The organism is Proteinivorax tanatarense (assembly GCF_040267685.1).
Classification (GTDB): domain Bacteria; phylum Bacillota; class Proteinivoracia; order Proteinivoracales; family Proteinivoracaceae; genus Proteinivorax; species Proteinivorax tanatarense.
This window is the reverse complement of record NZ_CP158367.1, coordinates 2,839,135-2,863,314: the sequence shown is the minus strand read 5'-3', so window position 1 is coordinate 2,863,314 and position 24,180 is coordinate 2,839,135. Positions and strand designations below refer to the sequence as shown.

At 36.2% G+C, this 24,180-nt stretch carries 24 protein-coding genes; 17 read left to right on the top strand and 7 right to left on the bottom strand.

Features of this window, described 5'->3' with window-relative positions; translation table 11 throughout:
* Positions 1 to 6 precede the first annotated feature (6 nt).
* The 5 genes from PRVXT_RS13900 (at position 7) to PRVXT_RS13880 (ending at position 6,383) form a co-directional block, all read left to right on the top strand.
* Positions 7 to 441 (top strand): ArsR/SmtB family transcription factor, encoded by a 435-nt coding sequence (locus tag PRVXT_RS13900; RefSeq protein ID WP_350343458.1) that lies wholly within the window; start codon positions 7 to 9, stop codon positions 439 to 441.
* A gap of 240 nt (positions 442 to 681) precedes the next feature.
* Positions 682 to 1,035: a carboxymuconolactone decarboxylase family protein gene (locus PRVXT_RS13895; RefSeq protein ID WP_350343457.1), complete on the top strand. Its 354-nt coding sequence runs from the start codon at positions 682 to 684 to the stop codon at positions 1,033 to 1,035.
* 57 nt (positions 1,036 to 1,092) lie between these two features.
* Complete coding sequence (gene lpdA, locus PRVXT_RS13890; RefSeq protein ID WP_350343456.1) at positions 1,093 to 2,802, top strand: dihydrolipoyl dehydrogenase; 1,710 nt, start codon at positions 1,093 to 1,095, stop codon at positions 2,800 to 2,802.
* Between the two features lie 358 nt (positions 2,803 to 3,160).
* On the top strand, positions 3,161 to 4,855 hold the full coding sequence (locus PRVXT_RS13885) for a sigma 54-interacting transcriptional regulator (RefSeq protein ID WP_350343455.1): 1,695 nt from the start codon (positions 3,161 to 3,163) through the stop codon (positions 4,853 to 4,855).
* Positions 4,856 to 4,997: 142 nt separating this feature from the next.
* Positions 4,998 to 6,383: a tryptophanase gene (locus tag PRVXT_RS13880; RefSeq protein ID WP_350343454.1), complete on the top strand. Its 1,386-nt coding sequence runs from the start codon at positions 4,998 to 5,000 to the stop codon at positions 6,381 to 6,383.
* Positions 6,384 to 6,446: 63 nt separating this feature from the next.
* Here PRVXT_RS13880 and PRVXT_RS13875 read toward each other — a convergent pair whose 3' ends face one another.
* Together PRVXT_RS13875 and PRVXT_RS13870 are read right to left on the bottom strand one after the other, a co-directional pair.
* Complete coding sequence (locus PRVXT_RS13875; RefSeq protein WP_350343453.1) at positions 6,447 to 6,635, bottom strand: hypothetical protein; 189 nt, start codon at positions 6,633 to 6,635, stop codon at positions 6,447 to 6,449.
* Positions 6,622 to 7,773 carry a tetratricopeptide repeat protein gene (locus PRVXT_RS13870; RefSeq protein ID WP_350343452.1) on the bottom strand — a complete coding sequence of 384 codons (1,152 nt, stop codon included), beginning with the start codon at positions 7,771 to 7,773 and terminating at the stop codon, positions 6,622 to 6,624. The genes PRVXT_RS13875 and PRVXT_RS13870 overlap by 14 nt, the downstream gene beginning before the upstream one ends.
* 156 nt (positions 7,774 to 7,929) lie before the next feature.
* On the opposite strand from PRVXT_RS13870, the gene PRVXT_RS13865 reads away from it, so the two are divergent.
* The 7 genes from PRVXT_RS13865 to dut all read left to right on the top strand — a co-directional run bounded on the left by PRVXT_RS13865 (position 7,930) and on the right by dut (position 12,049).
* Entirely contained in the window at positions 7,930 to 8,121 is a 192-nt protein-coding gene (locus PRVXT_RS13865) for a ferredoxin (protein ID WP_350343451.1), read from the top strand.
* Positions 8,122 to 8,342: 221 nt separating this feature from the next.
* A complete protein-coding gene (locus tag PRVXT_RS13860; RefSeq protein ID WP_350343450.1) occupies positions 8,343 to 8,573 on the top strand; it encodes a hypothetical protein in 231 nt (76 codons plus the stop codon).
* Positions 8,574 to 8,748: 175 nt separating this feature from the next.
* Positions 8,749 to 9,231 (top strand): spore coat protein, encoded by a 483-nt coding sequence (locus PRVXT_RS13855; protein ID WP_350343449.1) that lies wholly within the window; start codon positions 8,749 to 8,751, stop codon positions 9,229 to 9,231.
* A 309-nt stretch (positions 9,232 to 9,540) separates the two neighbouring features.
* Positions 9,541 to 10,302 carry a transglycosylase domain-containing protein gene (locus PRVXT_RS13850; protein WP_350343448.1) on the top strand — a complete coding sequence of 254 codons (762 nt, stop codon included), beginning with the start codon at positions 9,541 to 9,543 and terminating at the stop codon, positions 10,300 to 10,302.
* Between the two features lie 101 nt (positions 10,303 to 10,403).
* Positions 10,404 to 10,829 carry a CBS domain-containing protein gene (locus PRVXT_RS13845; RefSeq protein ID WP_350343447.1) on the top strand — a complete coding sequence of 142 codons (426 nt, stop codon included), beginning with the start codon at positions 10,404 to 10,406 and terminating at the stop codon, positions 10,827 to 10,829.
* A 99-nt stretch (positions 10,830 to 10,928) separates the two neighbouring features.
* A complete protein-coding gene (locus PRVXT_RS13840) occupies positions 10,929 to 11,618 on the top strand; it encodes a uracil-DNA glycosylase (RefSeq protein WP_350343446.1) in 690 nt (229 codons plus the stop codon).
* Positions 11,615 to 12,049, top strand: a complete 435-nt coding sequence (gene dut / locus PRVXT_RS13835) for a dUTP diphosphatase (RefSeq protein ID WP_350343445.1) — start codon at positions 11,615 to 11,617, stop codon at positions 12,047 to 12,049. The genes PRVXT_RS13840 and dut overlap by 4 nt, the downstream gene beginning before the upstream one ends.
* Positions 12,050 to 12,156: 107 nt before the next feature.
* Here dut and PRVXT_RS13830 read toward each other — a convergent pair whose 3' ends face one another.
* The gene (locus tag PRVXT_RS13830) at positions 12,157 to 12,933 is read right to left on the bottom strand and encodes a LysM peptidoglycan-binding domain-containing protein (protein WP_350343444.1); all 777 of its coding nucleotides are present in this window, start codon (positions 12,931 to 12,933) and stop codon (positions 12,157 to 12,159) included.
* A gap of 22 nt (positions 12,934 to 12,955) precedes the next feature.
* On the bottom strand, positions 12,956 to 13,540 hold the full coding sequence (locus tag PRVXT_RS13825; protein ID WP_350343443.1) for a LysM peptidoglycan-binding domain-containing protein: 585 nt from the start codon (positions 13,538 to 13,540) through the stop codon (positions 12,956 to 12,958).
* Between the two features lie 366 nt (positions 13,541 to 13,906).
* On the opposite strand from PRVXT_RS13825, the gene PRVXT_RS13820 reads away from it, so the two are divergent.
* The 3 genes from PRVXT_RS13820 to PRVXT_RS13810 all read left to right on the top strand — a co-directional run bounded on the left by PRVXT_RS13820 (position 13,907) and on the right by PRVXT_RS13810 (position 16,346).
* Entirely contained in the window at positions 13,907 to 14,044 is a 138-nt protein-coding gene (locus PRVXT_RS13820; protein ID WP_350343442.1) for a hypothetical protein, read from the top strand.
* Positions 14,045 to 14,586: 542 nt separating this feature from the next.
* Positions 14,587 to 15,081: a GNAT family N-acetyltransferase gene (locus PRVXT_RS13815; RefSeq protein ID WP_350343441.1), complete on the top strand. Its 495-nt coding sequence runs from the start codon at positions 14,587 to 14,589 to the stop codon at positions 15,079 to 15,081.
* 455 nt (positions 15,082 to 15,536) lie between these two features.
* Positions 15,537 to 16,346 (top strand): M55 family metallopeptidase, encoded by an 810-nt coding sequence (locus tag PRVXT_RS13810; RefSeq protein WP_350343440.1) that lies wholly within the window; start codon positions 15,537 to 15,539, stop codon positions 16,344 to 16,346.
* 1,285 nt (positions 16,347 to 17,631) lie between these two features.
* Here PRVXT_RS13810 and PRVXT_RS13805 read toward each other — a convergent pair.
* The gene (locus PRVXT_RS13805) at positions 17,632 to 18,114 is read right to left on the bottom strand and encodes a transposase (RefSeq protein ID WP_350343439.1); all 483 of its coding nucleotides are present in this window, start codon (positions 18,112 to 18,114) and stop codon (positions 17,632 to 17,634) included.
* Between the two features lie 1,511 nt (positions 18,115 to 19,625).
* Between PRVXT_RS13805 and PRVXT_RS13800 the strand changes: the two genes are divergently transcribed.
* Positions 19,626 to 20,432 carry a M55 family metallopeptidase gene (locus PRVXT_RS13800; RefSeq protein WP_350343438.1) on the top strand — a complete coding sequence of 269 codons (807 nt, stop codon included), beginning with the start codon at positions 19,626 to 19,628 and terminating at the stop codon, positions 20,430 to 20,432.
* A gap of 102 nt (positions 20,433 to 20,534) precedes the next feature.
* On the opposite strand, the gene yaaA is transcribed toward PRVXT_RS13800, so the two are convergent.
* Positions 20,535 to 21,275, bottom strand: a complete 741-nt coding sequence (gene yaaA / locus PRVXT_RS13795) for a peroxide stress protein YaaA (protein ID WP_350343437.1) — start codon at positions 21,273 to 21,275, stop codon at positions 20,535 to 20,537.
* A gap of 135 nt (positions 21,276 to 21,410) precedes the next feature.
* Positions 21,411 to 22,556 carry an aldo/keto reductase gene (locus PRVXT_RS13790; protein ID WP_434064300.1) on the bottom strand — a complete coding sequence of 382 codons (1,146 nt, stop codon included), beginning with the start codon at positions 22,554 to 22,556 and terminating at the stop codon, positions 21,411 to 21,413.
* A 155-nt stretch (positions 22,557 to 22,711) separates the two neighbouring features.
* Between PRVXT_RS13790 and PRVXT_RS13785 the strand changes: the two genes are divergently transcribed.
* Positions 22,712 to 24,130: an amidohydrolase family protein gene (locus PRVXT_RS13785; protein WP_350343435.1), complete on the top strand. Its 1,419-nt coding sequence runs from the start codon at positions 22,712 to 22,714 to the stop codon at positions 24,128 to 24,130.
* Positions 24,131 to 24,180 lie beyond the last annotated feature (50 nt).

The following is a 24,180-nucleotide window of genomic DNA, read 5'->3' as shown; positions in this document are numbered from 1 at the left end:
GTAAAAATGGATAAAAGTCTAAAAGCTTTAAAAGCATTATCAGATAAAACAAGGTTAAAAATAATAAAACTATTGTTAAATTACAATTTTTGCGTAGGGGCAATAGCTAAGAACTTGGGCATATCAGAAGCTGCAGTATCTCAGCATTTAAAAGTTTTACGACAAGCAGGCATTGTCGTTGGTGAAAAAAGAGGGTACTACACCCACTATATAATAAATAAAGAAATTATATATAATCTTTCCCATGAGCTGCGCAGCTTGGTGGATGATCCGCCAGCAGTTAAAATAAGTTGCCATAAAAAAGAAAAGGAGGGAAATAAAATGGTTGAGGAAAAATGCAAAAAGAAAGATGTTAAGGAGCCCCAAAAATGTAGTCCGGAGCAAATAAAAGAATGTCATGGAGATCAAAAGCACCCTTGCGAAGATTCAAAGGAAAATTAAATAACTGATTAAAGGTCCTAGCTCATTATAATGTTGATTTTTGAGCTAGGACCTTTTTATGTGCTTGCCGACTGTCAAAAAGCTGACAATACGCCCAATAAACGTCGAAAAACTGACGCATAAAAAGTTGACAAACTATTATTCTAGGGTTTTTAAAATTGGTATATTATTTGCTATAAATTATTATAAGGCTTAATGTAGTTAAGCTTGATAATAATTTCACACAAGGAGGACTTTAAAATGGCAGACCCGAAAAAAATGTTAAACGAATTTATGGGAGGATTACAGAGTTTTGAGAAAGAGGCTCCCGAGCAAACCAAAGCTTTTATGAACTTATTAGGTGCATCTTACAAGGAGGGGGCGCTATCCACTAAGACCAAAGAGATTATCTCTGTAGCAGTGGGTACTTATAACCGTTGTGAGTATTGCATTGTTTTCCATGTATATAAAGCTCTAGAGGCAGGGGCTACAAAAGAAGAAATAATCGAGGCAGCTATGGTAGCAGTTGCTTTCGGTGGTGGACCTTCCATGGCTTATTCAGTAACGTTAGTAAAAGAATCAATTGACGCTTTTTTACCAGAATTTGAGAAATAATTAGGTTAGGGTAGCTACCTTGTAGCTACCCTCTTTTAAATAAAGGAGGTAATAAATTTGGACTTTTTAGTAAAAATTCCCGAAGGCACTCAAGGGAATGATGACCAGGTAACAATATCTAAGTGGGCGGTTAAAGAAGGGGATGTAGTCAGCCAGGGTGATCTTCTTTTAGAAATAGAAACTGAAAAAGTTAACTTGGAGCTTGAAGCAGAAGTAAGTGGAACTATAAAAGAAATACTAGTTCAAGAAGGAGAGGTAGTAAATGTAGACTCTGCCGTTTGTAGTATTGAAACTGAAGATAACCCTGCAGAAAAACAAGATGATGCACAATCTGGCATGAACTATTTTGGCTCTCTTTTAAATAAGAGAGAAGAAAAACATAAAGTGGATTTATGTATTTTGGGAGGTGGACCTGGGGGATACGTTGCGGCAATTAAAGCTGCTAAATCAGGCTTAAAAGTGGCTTTAGTAGAAAAAGATAAAATGGGCGGAACCTGTTTAAACAGAGGCTGTATTCCCACTAAAGCTTTACTTCAATCTGCCAATCTTCTAAGTCAAATTCAAAAGGCACAAAAGTTTGGGATTCAAGTCAATGAGGTTAAAGGGAATTATTCAGAGGCAATAAAGTATAAAGACGGTGTTGTGTCAACTTTAAGAAATGGTGTTGAAAGCTTGCTTAAAAGACATAATGTAAAAGTTTTTGTCGGTGAAGGTAAACTTATTTCAGACAGAGTTATTACAACAGAAACTAGCGATGCCAAGGTAGAAATTAGCGCAGAACATATTATATTAGCTACAGGGTCTAAACCAAAGATGCCTGCAATACAGGGGATAAATAGCAGAGAAGTTATAACTAGCGATGATATACTATCTTTAGAAAACCTTCCTAAGAGCATGGTAGTTATAGGCGGCGGAGTAATAGGAATGGAGCTTTCTTTTATTTTGAGGAAGTTTGGTGTTGAAATCACTGTAATTGAGGCAATGGATTCTATATTGCCCAGCTTAAACAAAAAAGCTTCTGAAGTTGTGCTAAAAAGTGCAGAAAAACAAGGGATAAAAGTTATAACAGGAGTATTAGCTCAAGAAATTGCTTCAGCAGCTAATGGAGGTGCTGTTGTTTCTTTAACTAAAGATAAAGAAGAGCTAAAAGTTTACGGAGAAAAAGTTTTGATGTCCATAGGTAGGGAGTTTAACATCCAAGGGATAGATCCAGACAAAAACAAGATAGAGCTAACAGAGCAAGGGGCAGTGAAGGTTGATGAAAAGCTTAGAACTAGCGTTACAAATATTTACGCTATTGGAGATGTTATAGGTGGGTACATGCTAGCTCACGAAGCGTCCCATGAGGCATTTGTAGCAGTTGATAACATATTGAACAAAGAAAATAGCATGAACTACAACTTAATTCCTTCGGCGGTATTTTCAGACCCTGAAGTAGCACAAGTAGGCTTGACCGAAAAGCAGGCTGAGGATAAGGGCTATACAATAAAAACAAGCAATTTTCCCTATGGAGCTAACGGTAAGGTTTTGACTACGCAAAAGACTGAAGGTTTTGTTGAACTTATAGTGGATAAAGACAGCAATAGAATACTAGGTGGAACTGTAGTAGGTGTGGGAGCAACAGAGATAATACATCAAATCGCTATAGCTGTCACAAAAGAATTGTTGGTGGATGACATATGCAGTACTGTTTTTGCCCATCCCACAGTTTCTGAAAGTGTTTTTGAAGCAGCACTTGGTTATTTCGGAGAAGAAATCCATATTTAAAAGGACATTATTGTTATTATATAGAATAATAACAGTGACTATCATTACCGCAAAATGACATAAAAAAGTTTTTTCGCTATAAAGCGAGAGAGCTTTGAATTACGGAACACCCATATATCAGGCGATTTAAATTTTATAATCGCCTGATATTTTAAATAGATAATTGCAAATTCTTAGATTTTAAAGATCTATATAGATATGGAGCTTAAAAATAAACACGAAATTCTTCGCCTTAACTTAGAATGACATCCCACTAGGTAGTCGGGGATTATTTTGAAATTATATGTAAAAATGCTGTTATATCAGAGGTTGTATATTGCAGGCAATCGACTGATTTTTAAAATAAAGGAGGGGCTTTATGGAATTAAATCACTTAACTAAACTTACGGCAAAGGATGCAATTATTGATGACTTTACTACTGCTACCCCTCTAGCTACTATTGAGGAATTAAATGAAATAATGTTGTTAAAAAAGAAAGAAGAAGTTTTAGTTATGGAGAAAAAAGAGGTAGTGGGGATTGTAACTAAAAACGACTTGATAAGAGCCCTAACCAAAGGAATTGAATCAAAAACTCCTATTAAATCTATAATGGCCTCAGATGTTATCACATTTAACTATTCGAAGGATCTTATACAAGTGCGGGATAAAATGCGAGCTTATGAAATAAAAAGAGCTCCTGTTATCAACGAAGCCGATGATGTAATTGGAATTATCACAGTAAAGTCAATTTGTGACGCTTTTTCAAACCGATTGTGGTATGTAGTGGACTATTTGCAGTCGGTACTGAACAATCTTAAAGAGTCGGTGTTTATTTTTTCTCATCAAGGGGAAATTTATTGCAATAAGCAATCTGTAGAACTTTTTGGAGATCCGCCGAAACTACCGAGTCAGATTTCTAAAGAGATAGAAGGGATGGGTAGCGAGGGAAGTTTTGTGTACAAATCAAAGGGCAAAGAGTACTCTGTCTATGTAAACTTATTTTCTTTAGATGGAAATGAATACAATAAAATAGTAACTGTAAGAGACGTCAGCGATGTATCTCAACTCAACGATCAACTAACGAAAGCTAACAGCAAGCTTCATTATTTAGAAGATAAAGTAAAGAAGATTTCTAGGGAAAATTACTCTTTTGGAAATATGTTTTCTGTCAGCAAAACCATGGAGAAAGTTGTGGCAAGAGGTAAGCAAGTGGCTCCAACCAATGCAACGGTACTTGTTTACGGAGAAAGTGGCACTGGTAAAGAGTTATTAGCTAACGCAATCCATCAACATAGCAAAAGAAAAAACAATCCTATAATTACTGTTAATTGTGGTGCTATACCAGAGAACCTAGCTGAGAGCGAATTTTTTGGGTATTGTAATGGAGCTTTTACAGGAGCTCAAAAAGAAGGTAAGCCAGGGATTTTTGAGCTTGCTAACGGCGGAACTTTGTTTTTAGATGAGATTGGTGAGCTGCCGATAAACATGCAGGCCAAATTGTTAAGGGCGCTTCAAGAAGGTAAATTTTATAGAGTGGGAGGAGTAAAACCCACAGAAGTAGATGTGAGAGTAATTGCAGCCACAAATAAAAACCTTGCAGAAATGGTTCAAAATAAAAATTTTAGAGAAGATTTATTTTATAGAATTAACGTAGCCAATATAGAACTTCCACCTTTAAGAGAGCGAAAAGAGGATATAATTCCCCTAGCGATGAGTTTTTTGAAATATTTTAACAAAGCCCATGACATCTATGTAAAAAGGATTGAACCAGAAATAGTAGATATCTTAGAAAATTATAACTGGCCTGGAAATGTAAGAGAATTAAAAAACATTATAGAAAGGCTTGTAGTTTTTTCTGTAGATGGAAAAACTAATAAAAATGCCCTGCCCAACTATATTTTAGAGGAACCTCCCAGTAGAGAGCAGCTTGATAACAAGGTGGAAAAGTTTGAAAGAGATGCTATTATCAACGTTTTGAAAAAATATTCAAATAACAAAGCCAAAGCTGCAAAGGAGCTAAAGATACCCCGCAGCACTTTATATTATAGGATGAAAGTATTAAATATAAAGTAACTTAAATTATTACATTTTGGGGTAAAATAATTGAAATGAAAAATATTTTAAATTAACTTGATTTTTTTAAACAGTATGATAGATTAAAGATGAACATAAATCGGAAAAGTCTAAAATAAAAACGTTTTGGAGGGGATTATCAATGGCTGTTAAAAGACCGAAGGCTGAACCATTTAAAATAAAAATGGTGGAGCCCATTAAAATGATTTCCAAAGAGGAAAGAGAGGAAGCATTAGAAAAGGCCGGTCACAACCTATTTAGCTTAAAAAGTGATGACGTTTATATCGACTTGTTAACTGATAGCGGTACAGGTGCAATGAGTGATAAACAGTGGTCAGGAATTATGCTAGGGGATGAAGCTTACTCAGGTAGTAGAAATTATTTTAATTTAGCAAATACAGTTAAAGAAATAATTGGTTACAACTACACCATTCCAACTCATCAAGGACGTGGTGCAGAGCAGGTGCTATTTCCTGTGCTAATCAAACCCGGTCAATATTGTATTTCCAATATGCATTTTGACACCACCAAAGCACATGTTGAGCTGGCAGAAGGAAGAGCAGTTAACACTGTTATTGATGAGGCTTACGACACAACAACTTACCATCCTTTTAAAGGTAATTTTGACTTAGAGAAAACCGAAGAAGTTATAAAGGAAAAGGGTGCAGAAAATGTCGCTATGGTAATTATTACTGTTACCTGCAATAGCGCCGGCGGGCAGCCTATATCAATGGAAAATATTAAAGCAACCTATGAGTTAGCTAAAAAATACGACCTTCCTGTAGTTATCGATGCTGCGAGGTTTGCAGAAAATGCATACTTTATAAAGCAAAGAGAAGAAGGTTATGAAGATAAAACCATAGCAGAAATTATTAAGGAAACATTTAAATATGGCGATGCATTTACCATGTCAGCAAAGAAAGATGCTATTGTTAATATTGGTGGAGTGTTAGGAGTAAAAGATGATGAAGAACTTTACAACGCTTGCCGCTCTAGAACCGTACCTTTAGAGGGCTTTCCCACATATGGAGGACTGGCAGGTAGAGATATGGAAGCGCTAGCTAGAGGTTTGGTGGAAGGATGCCAAGAAGAGTATCTTGAATATAGAATAAACCAAGTTCATTATCTAGGGGAAAGGTTAAAAGAGGCAGGTATTCCAATTCAATACCCTGTAGGAGGCCACGCAGTTTTTGTGGATGCCAAAAAAATGTTGCCTCACATACCTTATTACCACTTCCCAGCTCAAGCTTTAGCCAATGCGCTTTACTTGGAGTCAGGGGTTCGCAGCGTTGAAATAGGCTCCCTATTATTGGGCAGAGATCCTGATACCGGCGAGAATCTAGAATCTCCTTTAGAGCTTTTGCGTTTAACAATTCCAAGAAGGGTCTATACAAATGATCACATGGATGTTATAGCCGATGGACTGATAGCGGTAAAAGAAAAAGCTAAAGATTTAGTGGGCCTTGATTTTACCTATGAACCAGAAATATTAAGACATTTTACAGCAAGATTAAAACCTGTAAAATAACAAAACAAAGAGCAGCTGAATGAATACATTCAGCTGCTCTTTGTTTTGTGTCAATAAGTAGTTTTACTCGTCATCCCTCATGGGGAAAGGAGCATTAGAGTTAAATAAAGGTGATATTACTTCACTGTAAGCTGGGGCGTTAGTGCTTCTATCAGTGGTTTGTGTAGTTTCAGGGTTGATAGATGATATCATTACAAGGCTAAATATAGCAGTAAAGATAAGAGTATATTTAAATAACTTAAGACGTCTCACTTATCTCACCTCCTCGCCGAATGAGAATTTTGGACAGTAAATCATTTAGATCTTTATTATTCTCAAGTTTATTGTAGATAAAGATAGATTTTAAGAGAAACTTTAATTCCTGTGTAAAATCTAACTTGGAAATAATAACATCTTGATACTTTTCAACTACACTTAAGCCATTTTTTAACTGATTAGTTTGAAGATAAATTTCTAACAAGTGATTAATAAGAAATATACACAAGGATGGATATCTTTCTTTGTCCACTTTATCCAAAGCTAACAGATAATATTTTTCCGCCTTATCCATGTCCTTTAACGCACCGTAATAGATTTCAGCCAAAGCGATATATAATTGTGGAACTGTTTTATCCTCTTGACTTATCTTAGATATTATTTCTTTTATGTTTTGTATATGGATTTTGTAATCCTTTTTTTCTAAGTCTTTGGTCTTCAAAAATACGTTTGCTATATTTTTATAAACTAATCCTTGTAGCTCTATACTATTTGTGGATTTTAGAATTTCTAAAGCTTTGTAGTATATAATCAATTCTCTTTCATGTAATTTTTTGCTGTGCAAGCACTGTCCCTCTATTATCAGCAGTTGAGCTATCTTATTTTTTCCAATGTTGCTGGATAGTTTTTTTGCTTTTTTTACAAAATACAAGCTGTTTTCGTAGTCTTCTAAGTGAAGATAGGCCAAAGCATTGTTATAAAAAACTGTCCATTTTTTGTTATCAGGAATATCCTTTTCCTTTGATAGCACAAGGGTATTTAAACTAATTGCTTCTTCATATTTTTCAGTGTTTATGTAGTTTGGCACAATTTTAGAAACTATTTTATGTAATCCCGTGGTTATATGTAACCCTAGTGCTCTTTCCAAAGCCCGGGTATAGTAAATCATTTCCTTGTCTTTTTCTTCTAGATGGTAGAACAAGTCTCCCAACAATAAATAGATATCCACACAAACTTTTGAATGAGAACATTGCTTGGAGAAATTTTCGATATCAGTAATCGTTTCGCTGCTTAACTTTCTCTTAGTATTTATCGCATTTTTTATAGTTTTTTTTACTTTGTCCACGTTTTCTTCAAAAGGAAGTATAGGCACACTTGAAGTTGAAGTTATCGATTCAAAGCTTGTTTTTGTCATGGTACCACCTCCTTAAAAGGATTATAGCATGGAGATAAACAATTGTAAATATTATAAAAAATGCAAAAAGTAAAGCTGTAAGGGTAAAAATGTATATCCTTGAATAATAAGAGAAAGATTATAGTAGAGAAAACTTTAAAAAGGAGAGTGCTTTTAATGAAAGCAATAGTAGATCAAGAGGCGTGTATTGGATGTGGACTATGTCCCAACATCTGCCCTGAGGTGTATGAGATGACCGATGATGATGAAAAGGCTATTGCCATCGATGAAGAAATCCCAGAAGATAAGGTAGATAGTGCTAAGGAAGCAGCGGATGCTTGTCCAACGGATGCTATAAAAGTTAGTTAGATAAAGAGGCTAGCTCATATTTAGGGATTTAGTCCTAAAAAAGAGTTAGCCTCTTTAATGTTAAAAAAACAAATTCTAAAGTTTTTGCTTTGCTAAAGAAGTCTACAATTTTGTAGGCTTTTATTTTTTTGTTAAAAGCCCAATTTAATAATTATATAAAGGTGTTGTGCACAATTTTAAAGGTAGGGAATAAAGTATAATCAAAGGGAGGGGATTTTAAAATGGATGAAAAAAACAGCAAAGAACTTTTAAAAGAAAAGTTAAAAGAATTTGGCCCTAACCAAGCTTTGGTTGATATATTGGTTACAAATATTCTAAAAAAATACGAGGTGAGCACCGAAAAAGCAAACAAAATAACAGAGGAACAAAAGGAACAGATAAGAAGATTGGCGATAGAATACCTAAGTCAGCTGGAAAAGTTTAAGGAGGAAGGAAATAAAAAAGCAAAATAGGTTGTCAGCGCTGAATAGGGGGAACCTCTAAATAAACTAGCAGAAGATTCAAGAGTACTAGACTTAAGACTCAATTATGCTAAAAAATGAGCTGGTATATCTAATAAGGTTTAAGAATGCTGTAAAATTATGTATTTTGTTAAAAACTTTAAAAACATAACAAGGGGGGAGTAAGATGTTTAAAGATGATTTTATGGATGATTATGATTTAAAAGATGACTTTGATGAAGAAGTAAATTACGATGCACAATTTAAAAAGTACCCAAAACCTAAATTTCCTTTAGAAGACTTGGTGGCACAAGAAGCAAAGCAGATAAGCAAAGTGTTTCAAATAATAGATGAAGACATAGAGATTTATGATTCATATAACGTGACCATCAATAAATTAAGTGCTCAAGCTGCAATTAATCTTCAAGCTAGCATAGAGTTAGCTTTAATAACCATTATTTCAGTAGTTATAGATAGTGCTGAAAAAGCTAAACAAATAACTCAAGAATTGTTGCAAGCAACAAAAATAAAGCAAGTTAGTTATTTGCGAACTAGAGTTAAAAATTCAAGAAACGTTGAGATAACAACAGCTGATTTAAGTTTAGTTATATCCATTGAACTGCTGATTTTGGTGTTTATCGTGGTTCTTTTACACTTAGGGATATTTTAGCAAAAAGACGCTTTGTAGCCTTGGTTACAAAGCGTCTTTTTGTGTAGAAAAGAGTTACTTTTTATACTTTTTTAGTATATAATATTAAATTAACAGCAGATTAAGTTATAGTAATTGTAAAATGGTCAAGTTTTTACCTCATATACAATCATGCCAATTAGAACAAAATCAAGGTTCTTCGGTTTTAGACTCAAAATGACATTAACATTAGGTTGTTTGGGGCTTCTTTGAAATTATTTATAAATGCTGTTATATAAGGTGTTGTAGAGTTTTACAATTGTCTATTAAGGTTAAGAAAGGAGGGGTCTTTTGAGAATTGTAAGGTATACACTATTAGCTGTACTTAGTGTTGTTTTAGTTATGGGATTAGTTTTTGGCTATACTTATGCTTCTATTAAGGTTCCTTTTTCACCCCGTTATATCGATTGGGATGACCCCGCACCTATCTATGATACCCATAGAAAGATATATATGGTAGAAGATGTATTAATAAGAGAGTACAAAGAGAATAATATTAACTTTGTTTCTACTGAAGATATGCCTCCACACGTAGTTCAAGCCTTTATTGCTATAGAAGATAATAGATTTTATGATCATCCTGGTTTTGATATAAAGGGGATGATGCGGGCTTTGACTGTTAACGTTAGAAATAGAGAGATAAAGCAGGGGGGAAGCACAATAACGCAACAGTTAGCTAGAAATTTATTTTTAAATCATGAACAAACGGCGGAAAGGAAAATGCTAGAAATAGCAATTGCCTTTGAGTTAGAAAGACAATTTGAGAAAGATGAAATAATGGAAATGTATTTAAATCAAATTTATTTTGGAAAAAGCAACTGGGGAGTAGAAAAAGCATCTCAAAGTTATTTTAAAGGGACTTCGGTAACTGAAGTAGATGTAGAACAGGCTGCAATGTTAGCAGGTATAATACAAGCTCCTAATGTTTATGGCCCTGCGGTCCTAGCAAATACAGAGGTTGCTATGGACCAAAGACAGATAGTGCTTAACAGAATGCTAGAAAAAGGGTTTATAACCAAAAATGAACTTAATAGTATAGTCCCAGAGAATTGAATCTACTTTTAAAAGAAAGTTTTTACCTAAAACTTTGCCTGAATTTGTGATATAATAAATATGGGTGTTGGGGGTATCGCAAATTTTAGGAGGGGTATTTAATGAACATAGCATTTTTTCTTACGCCTAAAACAGATATTATTTTTGAAAAACCAAACTCTACTATGAGGCAAGCTTTAGAAAGAATGGAATACCATCGTTACACTGCTATACCAGTTATTGATGACGATGGTAAATATGTGGATACTGTTACAGAAGGGGATTTACTTTGGAAATTAAAAAGTTTACCACAAATTAGCTTAAACGAAACGGAAAATATTTATCTTAAAGACATACCAAAACATATGGTAAACAAAACAGTGTCAATAAACTCAGATATTGAGGATTTAATCGATCTTGCTACTAGTCAAAATTTTGTGCCGGTAGTAGATGACAAAGAAATTTTTATCGGAATTATAAAGAGAAGTGACATTATAAACTACTGTTATAATCAGTATGTTAAAAAGGATGGAAAACAAAAAGCATAATATCAATGTTAAAATAGAGATGAGTGTGTAAGCTCAACTCTATTTTTCTGTTATTATCATTTAGATGTTTTTACAATTAACTTAAATGAGGTGAGATGGGTGTTTTCACTACATAATGATTGGGCAGAGCTGTTAAAAGAAGAGCAAAACAAATGTTACTATAAAAACTTAATAACTTTTTTAAAAGAAGAATATAAAAAAAATACCATCTACCCTCCTCCTGAGCAGGTTTTTGATGCTTTTAACATAACAAAATTCTCCAAAACAAAGGTGGTAATATTGGGGCAGGATCCTTATCATGGTCATGGACAAGCTCATGGATTAAGTTTTTCCGTTCAACCCCATGTCTCCATTCCGCCATCATTAAAAAATATTTACAAGGAGCTGCAACGGGATTTAGATATTTCTTACCCTAATCACGGTTGTTTAATCCAGTGGGCAAAGCAAGGTGTGCTACTTTTAAATAGTGTGTTAACAGTTAAAAAAGGGCAGCCCAACTCCCATAAAAACATGGGTTGGGAGCAATTTACAGACAAGGCAATACATCTTTTAAATGAGAAAAGTAAGCCAGTGGTTTTTGTTTTGTGGGGCAAAAATGCCCAGCTAAAAAAGAAACTAGTTACCAATTCTAATCATTTAATCTTGGAGTCTCCTCATCCCAGTCCTTTTTCTGCTAGAAGAGGTTTTTTTGGAAGCGCTCCATTTTCTAAAGTCAACAGATTTTTGCTAAAAAATAATGAGCTACCAATTGATTGGAAAATTACTGAGAGAAATGAGGTGGAGATGTGATTGAGGTAAAATTTAAAAAGATAACAAATACAGCAATTATCCCCAAAAGGCAGAACACAAACGACGCAGGACTGGATATTTATGCCGATCAAGATATAGAAATAAAACCAGGAGAAAGCGCTTTGATTTCAACTGGGCTTTCTATGGAACTTCCCTATGATACCGAGGCACAAGTTCGCCCTCGCAGTGGCCTCGCTTTAAAGCATTCAGTTACGGTGTTAAATACACCGGGAACCATAGACTCAGGTTATAGAGGAGAAGTCAAAGTCATTCTTATTAATCATGGAACAAAAAAATTTAAAGTGCAAAAAAATATGAGAATTGCACAAATGGTAATAAAGCCAGTTTATCCTGTTAAAACCGTAGAAGTAGAAGACTTGTCTCCAACGGATAGGGGAGAAGGAGGGTTTGGTTCAACTGGCAAGATTTAAAAAATAAAGGTGATTTAACAATAATCGCTAAAGGACAGAGCCTCGAATTTGCAAAAAGAGCTGCTCAAATTACCTTATGGTAATTTGAGACAGCTCTTTTATATTGGTTAATTGCAGCAGTCTGCTACTCTTCCTCTTAAAATAACTGGCCCAACTTCATCAGTGTGGGTATTGTATGGTCTAATTTCTAGGGTGTCCTTTGGAGTAGCTCTTGGTACTGTTCTAGTGCCAACCCAAGTGTCTATCTCGTTTTCTACCAGTTCCAGTTCCACTCTGAATTCTCTTCTAGGTTTGGCAAGATTGTGAATTCCAATATAACTATTATATTTACCAAATCTACGTGGATGTGGCAGATTAACTCCTACAAATGTTACAGCGAAATCATTGATGCTGTTCAGAATTACCGAACCCCAAATATCGAACCTGCGAGCCTCTCTAGTAGGATTTAAAACAACGGCGCATGGGAAGGTGGGTTCTGGCTCTTCTTCAGGAACACAAAGAACATCTCCTGGGAATATCAGGTCTGGATTTGTTATATGAGGGTTAGCATTTATCAAAGCTTGTAAAGATACACCAAATCTTTGAGCAATAAAAAACATAGTATCACCTGGCTGTACTGTATATCTTCCTTGGAAACCAGGTGGACACTTTTTAGGAACTCTTGGTTTAGGTGGCTTAGGTGGCTTAGGTGGTCCCGGTACACAAAGAACATCGCCTGGGAAGATTAAGTTAGGGTCATGGATATGGGGGTTAGCGTTTATAAGAGCTTGTAGGCTAACACCGAATCTTCTAGCAATAAAAAACATAGTATCACCAGAAACAACTGTGTATCTGCCTTGAAAACCATGTGGGCAAGTAGCAGGAACTCTACCTCTTGTTGACATTTTTATTTCACCTCCTTTCAAATTATTCTGGCACACAAAGTACGTCGCCAGGAACAAGTTGATTTGGGTTAGGAATGTGTGGATTAGCGTTAATAAGGGCTTGTAACGATACTCCGAACTTTTGAGCTATTAAAAACATTGTCTCTCCTGTGCGAACGGTATATCTTCCCTGAAAGTTGGGAGGACAAGTTTGAGGAATCCTACCGGATGGTTCTTTACCTGGTACACAAAGCACATCACCAGGAAAAATTACGTTAGGATTTGGAATGTGAGGATTGGCATTGATAAGGGCTTGCAAGCTTACTCCAAATCTTTTTGCTATCAAAAACATGGTGTCGCTACTAGTAACTGTATATCTTCTTTTAAAACCAGGGGGGCAATCGGTTGGTACTCTTGGCGGATGGGGTGGAGTAACCTTTGGAACGCACAATACGTCTCCTGGAAAGATAGCATTAGGGTTCGCTATATGGGGATTGGCGTTTATTAGGCTTTGCAAGCTAACCCTAAAACGCTTTGCAATAAGAAACATGGTATCCCCTCTTTGCACTGTATAACGACCCTGAAAATTATGGGGGCAGGTTGAGGGTACTCTTCCTTTTGTAGTCATTTTATTCCTCCTTTATCTTTAATTAAAGCTTAATTTTATTATCTGTTATCGGTGGTTTCACAAATAGTATATGATATTAGTTTAAAGACGTGAAAAATAAGTGGGTTAAATTACTAGTAAAGTAAGAGTGATTTAAAGGTGTTAGGTAAGGGGGAACGCCTTAAAAGAGAGGAAAAAGCCAAAATATTTATTAATATATACATAGAAGCATATATTTTAAATAGATGACGCATCATTAGACTGTATAGCAATAAATAATAATATTTGGCATTTTACAAAACAGGTTATAATTGGTAGAATACAATCAATCCTAAATAATTGTTTTAAGCAATTGTTTAGGAAATTGCTTTGGGGAGGGTAAAAGTTATGAAAAAACTATTAAGTTTATTTTTTGTGCTAATGTTTTCAATGGCTGTACTTGTAGGTTGTGGCGGAGATCAAGATGTTGATTTGGACGAGCAACCACCAGTTGAAGAAAACGGCGGCGTTGAAGACGAAGAGTAAAAGTTAAATATTTAGTAATAAAGAGAGTATAGCTGAAAATGCTATACTCTCTTTATATATAATTAAATAAAATTTGATGTTACCAAGATGAAGATTAGCAGAGCTTACTAATTGGAAGTTGCAAGTTATAATATGGCTTATTATATTTAAAAGATAGTAGTACTCAGTTCAAGGGTCAGCTGTTTAGCTGACCCATATCTTAGATATAGACAAAGGTATAAAATATATGTTGCCTCTATTATTAGTTGAAGTAAAGAACAAATTGTATTTTGGAAAGATGGGCAGTTCACTAAGGAGCAGCTGAAACTCGCTTTAGTCGAAGGTCAAAGACTTTACGTTTATTAAATGCTATGTAGAAGGAAAATTGATGTGCTGAGCTAAAAAAGCAATATTATATTGCTAGAGTGGAATCATGATATTGGACTAAAGGATAACTCTATTCGCTAACTTACAACGAGTATTTGCAAAAATATTTACTTTTACAAAAAAAGTGATAATATATTTAGTAGGACGAAATAAATAAACTGGGAGGAGGAAACATTATGAACTTTGAATTTAGGGTTATTAACCAAAACCATATAGAACAACTTTGGGACCTGTCTTTGGAACTAAAAGAGGAAAAGGCGGGAGTTCATTTTGTAAGCATTGATAGCAAAGAAGACATAGAGAAAATGCTAGAAGATCCTGATATCTACTTATTTGGAGCATTTGAGAAAGAACAATTAATTGGGGCATTTTCTGCTAGAAGAGGGAAAGGCAATAAACGACATTCTTGCCATATAGCAGCGGCATTTACAAAAGCATGTAGAGGAAAAGGTATAAGTCAAAAGTTGATGGATTACGCCTTAGGACATCTTAAACAGGAAGGAATTTGGATGATTAGGGCATATGTTTATAGTTACAACAAAGCATCTGTGGCCTCTCTGTTATCATGTGGATTTACTTGCTCAGGGACAGTTCATAAACTACAGTGGAATGAAAAAGAGGGCCGATATATAGATGATTTGATTTTCCATAAAGACTTAAGCTGTCAATAATCTCAACCCCTACCCTTGCTGGAGAGAGAAAAGTATAATAGCAATAGTGCTTTATTTTTTTCCTTCCTCCAGAGGTAGTGGTCGCGCCACCGTGCCGACCATAGACGTATTTGGCAATCTAAGCGACAATGTATATAAAACAGCCGGAGCTGTGTCCAGCTACTGCAGGGTTGACACAAGGTCAACCTCTACCCTTGCGGGAAAGAAAAAAGTATAGTAGCAATAGCTTCTGTCTCTTCCCTCCCAAAGGTAGTGGTCGCGCCACCGTGCCGACCATAGCTCTAAGTAATAATTAGCATGTAAGATACTAGCAATTTAGTTGCTATAGGGTTAACACAGAGCTAGCCTTTTAACCCTAGCGTGTTATAAAACTACTATAATGAATTTTAAAAGTAAGAAGCTTTATAAATTTATCATGGTATAACTAAATAATATTATAAGGTGGTGCTTAATTTATGAAAGTGTATATTTCTGCTGACATTGAAGGAATATGGGGCGTGGTTTCAAAAAAACAGGTTATGAGTGCCGGTGCAGATTATTCTAGGGCTAGAGAGCTAATGACCACAGAGGTTAACCTAGCTTGTGAAGCATTGTTAGAAAATGGAGTTACAGATATAACAGTTAATGACTCTCACGGACCGATGGATAATATTTTGATAGAAAACCTTAATCCTAATGTTCAACTTATATCAGGAAGCCCTAAACCTTTAAGTATGATGCAAGGAATCGAAAAAGGCTATGACAAAGCGATGTTTATCGGGTATCATTCACGAGCGGGATCTTCAAGATCCAACTTTGACCATACGTATCACGGAGGAATAATTTCATCTATCAAATTAAACGGGACTTCCTTTGGTGAATCTGGACTAAATGCTCGCCTAGCAGGGTACTATTCTGTGCCAGTGGTGTTTGTTTCGGGAGATAAATCATTGACAGAGCAGGTTGAAGAAGAGATAGGTAGCATAACAACTTTGGCAGTAAAAGAATCAATTAACCGAACCTCAGCGGTTAATCTAAGCTATTCACAACTTGAACAAGGATATAAAGATAAAATAAAGGAAGCCGTAGAATTAAACATTGAACCACTAAATCCCCAGGGTCCTTACGTTATTGAAGTAGAATTTTTAACAAGTCAAGGAGCAAATTTAGCACCCAGGATCCCCACAGTAACCCAAACAGGAGCAAAAACAATAGAAATAAAAAGTGACGATTTTTTAGAAATATTTAAGACCTTAAATGCGGTGATAAGTGTAGCAGGAAAATAACATAAATGAGCTGGCTATCTGCCAGCTCATTTATGTTAATATATTAGTTTAAATCTATAAGTGTACTTTTTACCCCAATTATACCTGGATAAAAATCAAAACTGTGTCCAGCTACTGCAGGGTTGAGAGGTCACCCCCTACCCTTGATGGGAGAGAGAAAAGTACAGTAGCAATAGTGCTTCAATTTTTTCCTCTTCCTCCCAGAGGTAGTGGTCGCGCCGCCGTGCCGACCATAACCGCATTTGGCAATTTAAGCTAAAATGTATATAAAGCATCCAAAACTGTATGCAACTACTGCAGGGTTGACACAGAGGTCACCCCTACCCTTGCGGGAGAGAGAAAAGTACAGTAGCAATAGTGCTTCAATTTTTTCCCCTTCCTCCCAGAGGTAGTGGTCGCGCCACCGTGCCGACCATAACCGTATTTGGCAATCTAAGCGACCAATGTATATAAACACCCAAAACTGTGTCCAGCTACTGCAGGGTTGACACAGAGGTCAACCCCTACCCTTACGGGAGAGAGAAAGTATAATAGCAATAGTGCTTCTGTCTCTTCCTTCCCTCCCAGAGGTAGTGGTCGCGCCACCGTGCCGACCATAACCGTATTTGGCAATCTAAGCGACAATGTATATAAACACCCAAAACTGTGTCCAGCTACTGCAGGGTTGACACAGAGGTCAACCCCTACCCTTGCGGGAGAGAGAAAGTATAATAGCAATAGTGCTTCTGTCTCTTCCTTCCCTCCCAGAGGTAGTGGTCGCGCCACCGTGCCGACCATAACCGCATTTGGCAATTTAATCGAAAATGTATATAAAGCATCCAAAACTGTATGCAACTACTGCAGGGTTGACACAGAGGTCAACCCCTACCCTTGCGGGGAGAGAGAAAAGTATAATAGCAATAGTGCTTCTGTCTCTTCCTTCCCTCCCAGAGGTAGTGGTCGCGCCACCGTGCCGACCATAACGTATTTGCCAATCTAAGTGACAATGTATATAAAAACAGCCCGAGCTGTGTCCAGCTACTGTATGGTTGACACAGAGGTCAACCCCTACCCTTGCGGGAGAGAGAAAAGTATAATAGCAATAGTGCTTCTGTCTCTTCCTTCCCTCCCAGAGGTAGTGGTCGCGCCACCGTGCCGACCATAACCGCATTTGGCAATCTAAGCGACAATGTATATAAACACCCAAAACTGTATCCGGTTACTGTAGGGTTGACACAGAGGTCACCCCTACCCTTGTGGGAGGGAAGGTAACTACAGTAGACAAATAACTTTCCATCCCTTTCTTTTAGACATAATGCCTATCTAATTTCCATTTTAAGGGGTTGTTTATTATATAGTTTCGAAGTTTATTTAAGGAATGTTCATTTCTGATAACATGCTCATAATATCCTCGTTGCCATAACCTGGTTTTATAAGGCTTCCAACCATCTTGTTTTACAAGGGTGCCGTATTGATTAGTGGTGTAGGACTTAAAATTTTTTATAATCGTTATTATGTTGTTTTTGTTTTGATTTTCCTCAGAATCATTATATAAAAAAATAATTCCATGGATATGATTTGGCATAATAACAAAGTAATCTATCGCTGTGTTGTTATAAATTTTTTCAATATCTATCCAACTTCTTAATACAATTTCGCCAAATTTATTCTTCTTCAGGGTCTGCTTATTTCCTAAGTATGGGATTTTGTGTTGTGTACATATAGTGATAAAATAGGCACCAGTAGCTGAGTAATTAAAATTACTTAGTCGAATTTTTTTACGACTCATATTATTTACCTCCTTAACATTTTAAAGAAGTATTCTAAAATAAGCAGAAAAAACCTTTTTAATAATTGAATTATTTTAAAAATTAAGGAAAATAAACTGAAATTATGATCAAAAAACTCAAAAATGTATCCAGTTACTGCAGGGTTGACACAGAGGTCAACCCCTACCCTTGCGGGAGAGAGAAAAGTACAGTAGCAATAGTGCTTCAATTTTTTTCCTTCCTCCCAGAGGTAGTGGTCGCGCCACCGTGCCGACCATAACCGTATTTGGCAATCTAAGCGACAATGTATATAAAACAGCCGGAGCTGTGTCCAGCTACTGTAGGGTTGAGAGGTCAACCCCTACTTGCGGGAGAGAAAAAAATATATTTTTAATAGTGCTTCTGTCTCTTCCTTCCCTCCCAGAGGTAGTGGTCGTGCCACCGTGCCGACCATAACCGTATTTGGCAATCTAAGCGACAATGTATATAAAACACGCAAAACTGTATCCAGTTACTGCAGGGTTGACACAGAGGTCAACCCCTATCCTTGCGGGAGAGAGAAAAGTACAGTAGCAATAGTGCTTCAATTTTTTTCCTTCCTCCCAGAGGTAGTGGTCGCGCCACCGTGCCGACCATAACCGTATTTGGCAATCTAAGCGACAATGTATATAAAACAGCCGGAGCTGTGTCCAGCTACTGTAGGGTTGAGAGGTCAACCCCTACTTGCGGGAGAGAAAAAAATATATTTTTAATAGTGCTTCTGTCTCTTCCTTCCCTCCCAGAGGTAGTGGTCGTGCCACCGTGCCGACCATAACCGTATTTGGCAATCTAAGCGACAATGTATATAAAACACGCAAAACTGTATCCAGTTACTGCAGGGTTGACACAGAGGTCAACCCCTATCCTTGCGGGAGAGAGAAAAGTACAGTAGCAATAGTGCTTCAATTTTTTTCCTTCCTCCCAGAGGTAGTGGTCGCGCCACCGTGCCGACCATAACCGTATTTGGCAATCTAAGCGACAATGTATATAAAACAGCCGGAGCTGTGTCCAGCTACTGTAGGGTTGAGAGGTCAACCCCTACTTGCGGGAGAGAAAAAAATATATTTTTAATAGTGCTTCTGTCTCTTCCTTCCCTCCCAGAGGTAGTGGTCGTGCCACCGTGCCGACCATAACCGTATTTGGCAATCTAAGCGACAATGTATATAAACACCAAAACTGTATCCAGTTACTGTAGGGTTGGAGGTTAATTCCTACCCTTGATGGGAGAGAAAAAAATATATTTTTAATAGTGCTTCTGTCTCTTCCTTCCCTCCCAGAGGTAGTGGTCGCGCCACCGTGCCGACCATAACCGCATTTGGCAATTTAATCGAAAATGTATATAAAGCATCCAAAACTGTATCCAGTTACTGTAAGGTTGATACAGAGGTCAATTCATACCCCTTGATGGGGGAATAAAAATATCGTTTTTTGTGAAAATTGCAGGAATTAACTTTAATACACAGAATATTTTTATACAGGAGGTGTTTTAACAATGAAAATATATATATCTGCTGATATTGAAGGGATATGGGGTGTTGTTTCTCGAAAGCAAATTATTGGAGAAAACCCTGACTATACACGGGGTCGGGAGCTTATGACCAAAGAAGTTAACTTAGTTTGTAAAGCTTTATTTGAAAACGGGGTAGAGGAGATTGTTATAAATGACTCCCACGGACCTATGGACAATTTATTTATAGAACAGCTTAATTCAAGGGTGCAACTTATATCAGGGAGTCCTAAACCTTTAAGTATGATGCAGGGCATAGAAAAAGGATATGATAAAGCTATGTTTATCGGTTATCACTCCAGAGCGGGGTCATCTTTTTCAGCTTTTGACCACACATATAACAGTAGCTTGCTTGCTTCTGTGAAACTGAACGGTGATCCTATAGGTGAAGCGGGGATGAACGCTAGACTAGCAGGATATTATTCTGTACCTGTGGTATTTGTATCCGGCGATACGATGTTGACTCAACAGGTAGAAGAAGAAATTGGTAATATACCAACTTTGGCGGTTAAAGAGTCTATAAATCGTTCATCAGCACATAATATAAGCTATGAACAGCTAAAGGATGGGTACAAAAGCAAAATTAAAGAAGCACTTAATTTTGAAGGAAAAGTATTAGCGGAAGAGGGTCCTTTTATTTTAGAGGTAGAATTTTTGACAAGTCAGGGGCCGAGTCTTGCAGAAAGAATTCCCACAGTGACAAAAGTGGGTAACAAGACGGTGGAAATTCAAAATACTGATTTTTTACAGTTATTTAAAACACTAAACGCTGTATTGAGCGCAGCAGAATAAAATACTTAAAAATAAGACAGAAAAAAAGCTGGAGCATTAGTCCCAGCTTTTTTAATACATAATATCCTTTAAGTTATTGTTCATAACCGTCTCAGATACATCTTAACTTTTTATAAACACAAAATTACTTTCATCAGATAGCTCCTTTGCAAAGCTATAACCAAGCCTATTAAATTGTTTTATTTTGTCGATATTTTCAATATGATTTTGTGCCATAAACCGTACCATCTCTCCACGTGCCATCTTTACTTGAGTTCCCTTCTCTTTAACTTTTCCATTAACCATTTCACCGAAAACACAAGTAACAAAATTTATATCCTTGGTAAGATATTCAGAGATACATTTACTGTACTCCTTAGATGCTAGGTTAACAATGCAATTACTTTCAGAAAAAAGTTGATTAGCAAGCTTTTTTCTCCAAAAATCATAAAGGGAATTTAGATGTTCTCCACCAAGCTTTGCTTGCATTTCTAACCTATAGGGAACAACCCCATCAAAGGGTCTCAACACGCCATAAAATCCAGAAAGGATACGTAAATGTTTTTCAATAAAATCTAACTCTTTGTTTTCTAACACACCTGGTGCCATATATTTATACTGAATTCCCTCATAGGCAAGAATAGCCGGTGTTAATTTTTTATATAAATCCATACTTTGTATTCTTTGGTGGTTGAGAGTAGCAATTTTATCACTGCACTTCCATATAGACTTAAGTTTATCGTAGTCTTGCTTTTTTAAAAAAGATAGTAGTTTTTCCGCCTCACTTATAAACTGAGGAAGATTATTATATTCTAAGTCCATGTCTTCTTTCATTTTTTTAGCAGGTGAAACAATAATCCTCATAAGCTGAGCTCACCTCCTGTGTTAAAAATCGTTTACTAAGAACTTTGGGGTTAGAAACATAGTTAAAACTACAGAGAACAGCCACCCCTACTTTCAATTAAAAATCTTGTTGTGCTTAGTAGCCCAGCAGAGTTACTATCCTAACTCTTCTTCAATTTTTTTAAGGTGTTCTATGATAGGAAGATTTTGCGGACATTCCTTTTCACAAAGACCACATTCTACACACTTAGATGCGTCTTTTTCCATTTTCTTTATTCTTAAATAAGTATCTTTACTCCCTTGTACGTTTTCAAACATATACCCACTGTTATAAACATTAAACAAAGTTGGAATCATTACATCATGGGGACACGGAATACAGTAATTACACTCGGTACAAGTTATTTTAATTTTATCTTCAAAGATACTTTTTGCCTCTTCTATAAGCTGTTTTTCTTCTTTACTTAGCGAGTTAGGTTTGGCTTTGTCTAAGATTTTCACATTTTCATTAACCTCTTCTTTGCTGTTCATACCACTTAAAATTACAGAAACTTCTGGGAAATTAGCTAGCCATTTAAAAGCCCATTCTGCTGGAGTTCTTTTTACATCATACTTATCCCAAACTTTTTGAACATCGGTGGGGACATTTTTAGCCAGTTTTCCTCCCCTTAATGGTTCCATAATGGCTATGGCTAACCCCTTTTCATATGCATATTTAAGACCCTCTACTCCAGCTTGATAATTTTCATCTAAGTAATTTAGTTGAATTAAACACAAGCTCCATGGATAAGCATCTACGATTTCCTTGAAGATTTCAAAATTATCGTGGAAGGAAAAACAAGCATGCTTTATTTTGCCTTGCGCGATAGCTTTTTCTAGAAACTTTTCCGCACCTAATTTTTTAGCCTTTTCCCAACGATCTTTATCTAAGGCATGTAAAAGATAAAAATCAATATAGTCAGTTTGCAGTTTTTCTAATTGTTCATCTAAGTACTTTTCAAAATCCTCTTCTTTTTCCATTTTCCAGACAGGTGATTTTGTCGCTAAATAAACCTTCTCTCTATACCCGTCTTTAAGAGCTTTACCTACAATGGGTTCGCTATCTCCCCCGTGGTAAGGATAAGCAGTGTCAATATAATTTACACCGCTATCGATGGAATGTCGAATTAAGTCAATAGCTTTTTTTTCATCAACCTGGGAGTTATCTCCCTCACCTTTCATCGGAAAACGCATACATCCTAAACCTAATAATGAAGAGTTAGCATTTAGTTTTCCCAACGCTCTTTTTTGCAATATAGACACTCCTTTAAATTTAGTTGTTTTTTACTTATTGTACAAAAGATAAGAAAAATCCTGCTATCGAAATAAATTTTATGTAGTGAAAAGGGTTTTAATTATTTTTATTGAATACAATTATAAAGTTAGACTTACGAAATATTAAAAAAGGGGGAAAAACTATGGTGGATATATTGATAAAAAATGCTACATTGATAACTATGGAAGGTAAAGGACTGGGTATTATTCCGCAGGGGGCAGTTTCTATAAAAGATAATAAAATTACTGAAGTGGGCCAATTAAGGAATTTTACTCAGAAAAAAGCTCATAAGGAAATAGATGTAGAAGAAAAAGTAGTTATGCCTGGTCTTATAGATGCTCATATTCATACAGGGATAGGTATTTTAAGAGGTCTTTCACAAGATGTTGATAATTGGATGGAAGGGGGACTATGGCCATTTGTCAAAGCTTTAGATGAAGAAGGCCGAGTAAAAGGCTCTATGGTAAATATTATCGAGGGTCTAAAAGCTGGTACTACAACTTTTTGCGATTATGATAACCCGATGGGCAAGATTGCAAACAATCATGCTCAAGTTGGTTCTCGAGCAGTTTTGGCTGATACAGTTAACGAGATGTCTGATAAAAGTGATATTGAAGTTGGTGATCTTTATCCTCTAGACCCGTCAGTTGGGCAAGAAAAGTTACGAAACGCTTTAGAATTGATGGAAAAATGGCATGGTTACAAAGACGGCCGAATAAGATGTTTAATGGGACCACAAGGACCCGATATGATGTCAAAAGAACTGCTTTTAGAGGTTAAAGAAATTGCAAAGAGATATAACACAAAAATTCATATGCATGTAGCTCAAGGGGATAGAGAAATATATCAGATGGAAAAAAGGTATGGTAAAAGGTCTATTCAATACCTTGATGAAATTGGCTATTTAGATGATATGTTACTGGCAGTTCATTTAACAGAAGCCACTGCAGAGGAAACAAAACTTGTAGCTCAACGGGGAGCTTCTATGATACTTTGTTCCGGTAGTATAGGTATAATAGATGGAATTGTTCCGCCGGCAGCAGAATTTAAAAAGTATAGCTCCAAATTAGCTTTAGGTAGTGATCAAGCACCGGGTAACAACTGTAACAACATGTTTAACGAAATGAAGTTTACAGCAATCTTGAATAAGTGTAAAGTAAATGATCCAAAAGTATTCCCCGCTTGGGAAGTTTTAAAAATGGCAACCATCAACGCAGCAAAAGCGCTTGGTATGGAGGATGAAATAGGTTCAATTGCACCAGGAAAAAAAGCAGATATTATTATAGTGGACACAAATAGCCCTTCCATGTTCCCAGCTTTACAAACACCTCAACGAAATATAGTGCCAAACTTAGTTTATTCCGCAAATGGTAGTGAGGTTGAAACAGTAATTATTGATGGAGAGATAGTTATGGAAGAAAGAAGGCTAACAAAAACAAATGAAAAACAGGCAATATTAGAAGGTCAGAAAGCTGCTGAAAATATAGCACAAAGAGCAGAAAAATTTTATAAAAACATGAACACCACATTATCTAAAAAAATGGAAGAAGGTCTAATTTAAAAACCAACTACACTTCAAGAATTTTCAATACCCCAGGTAGAGTAGCGACC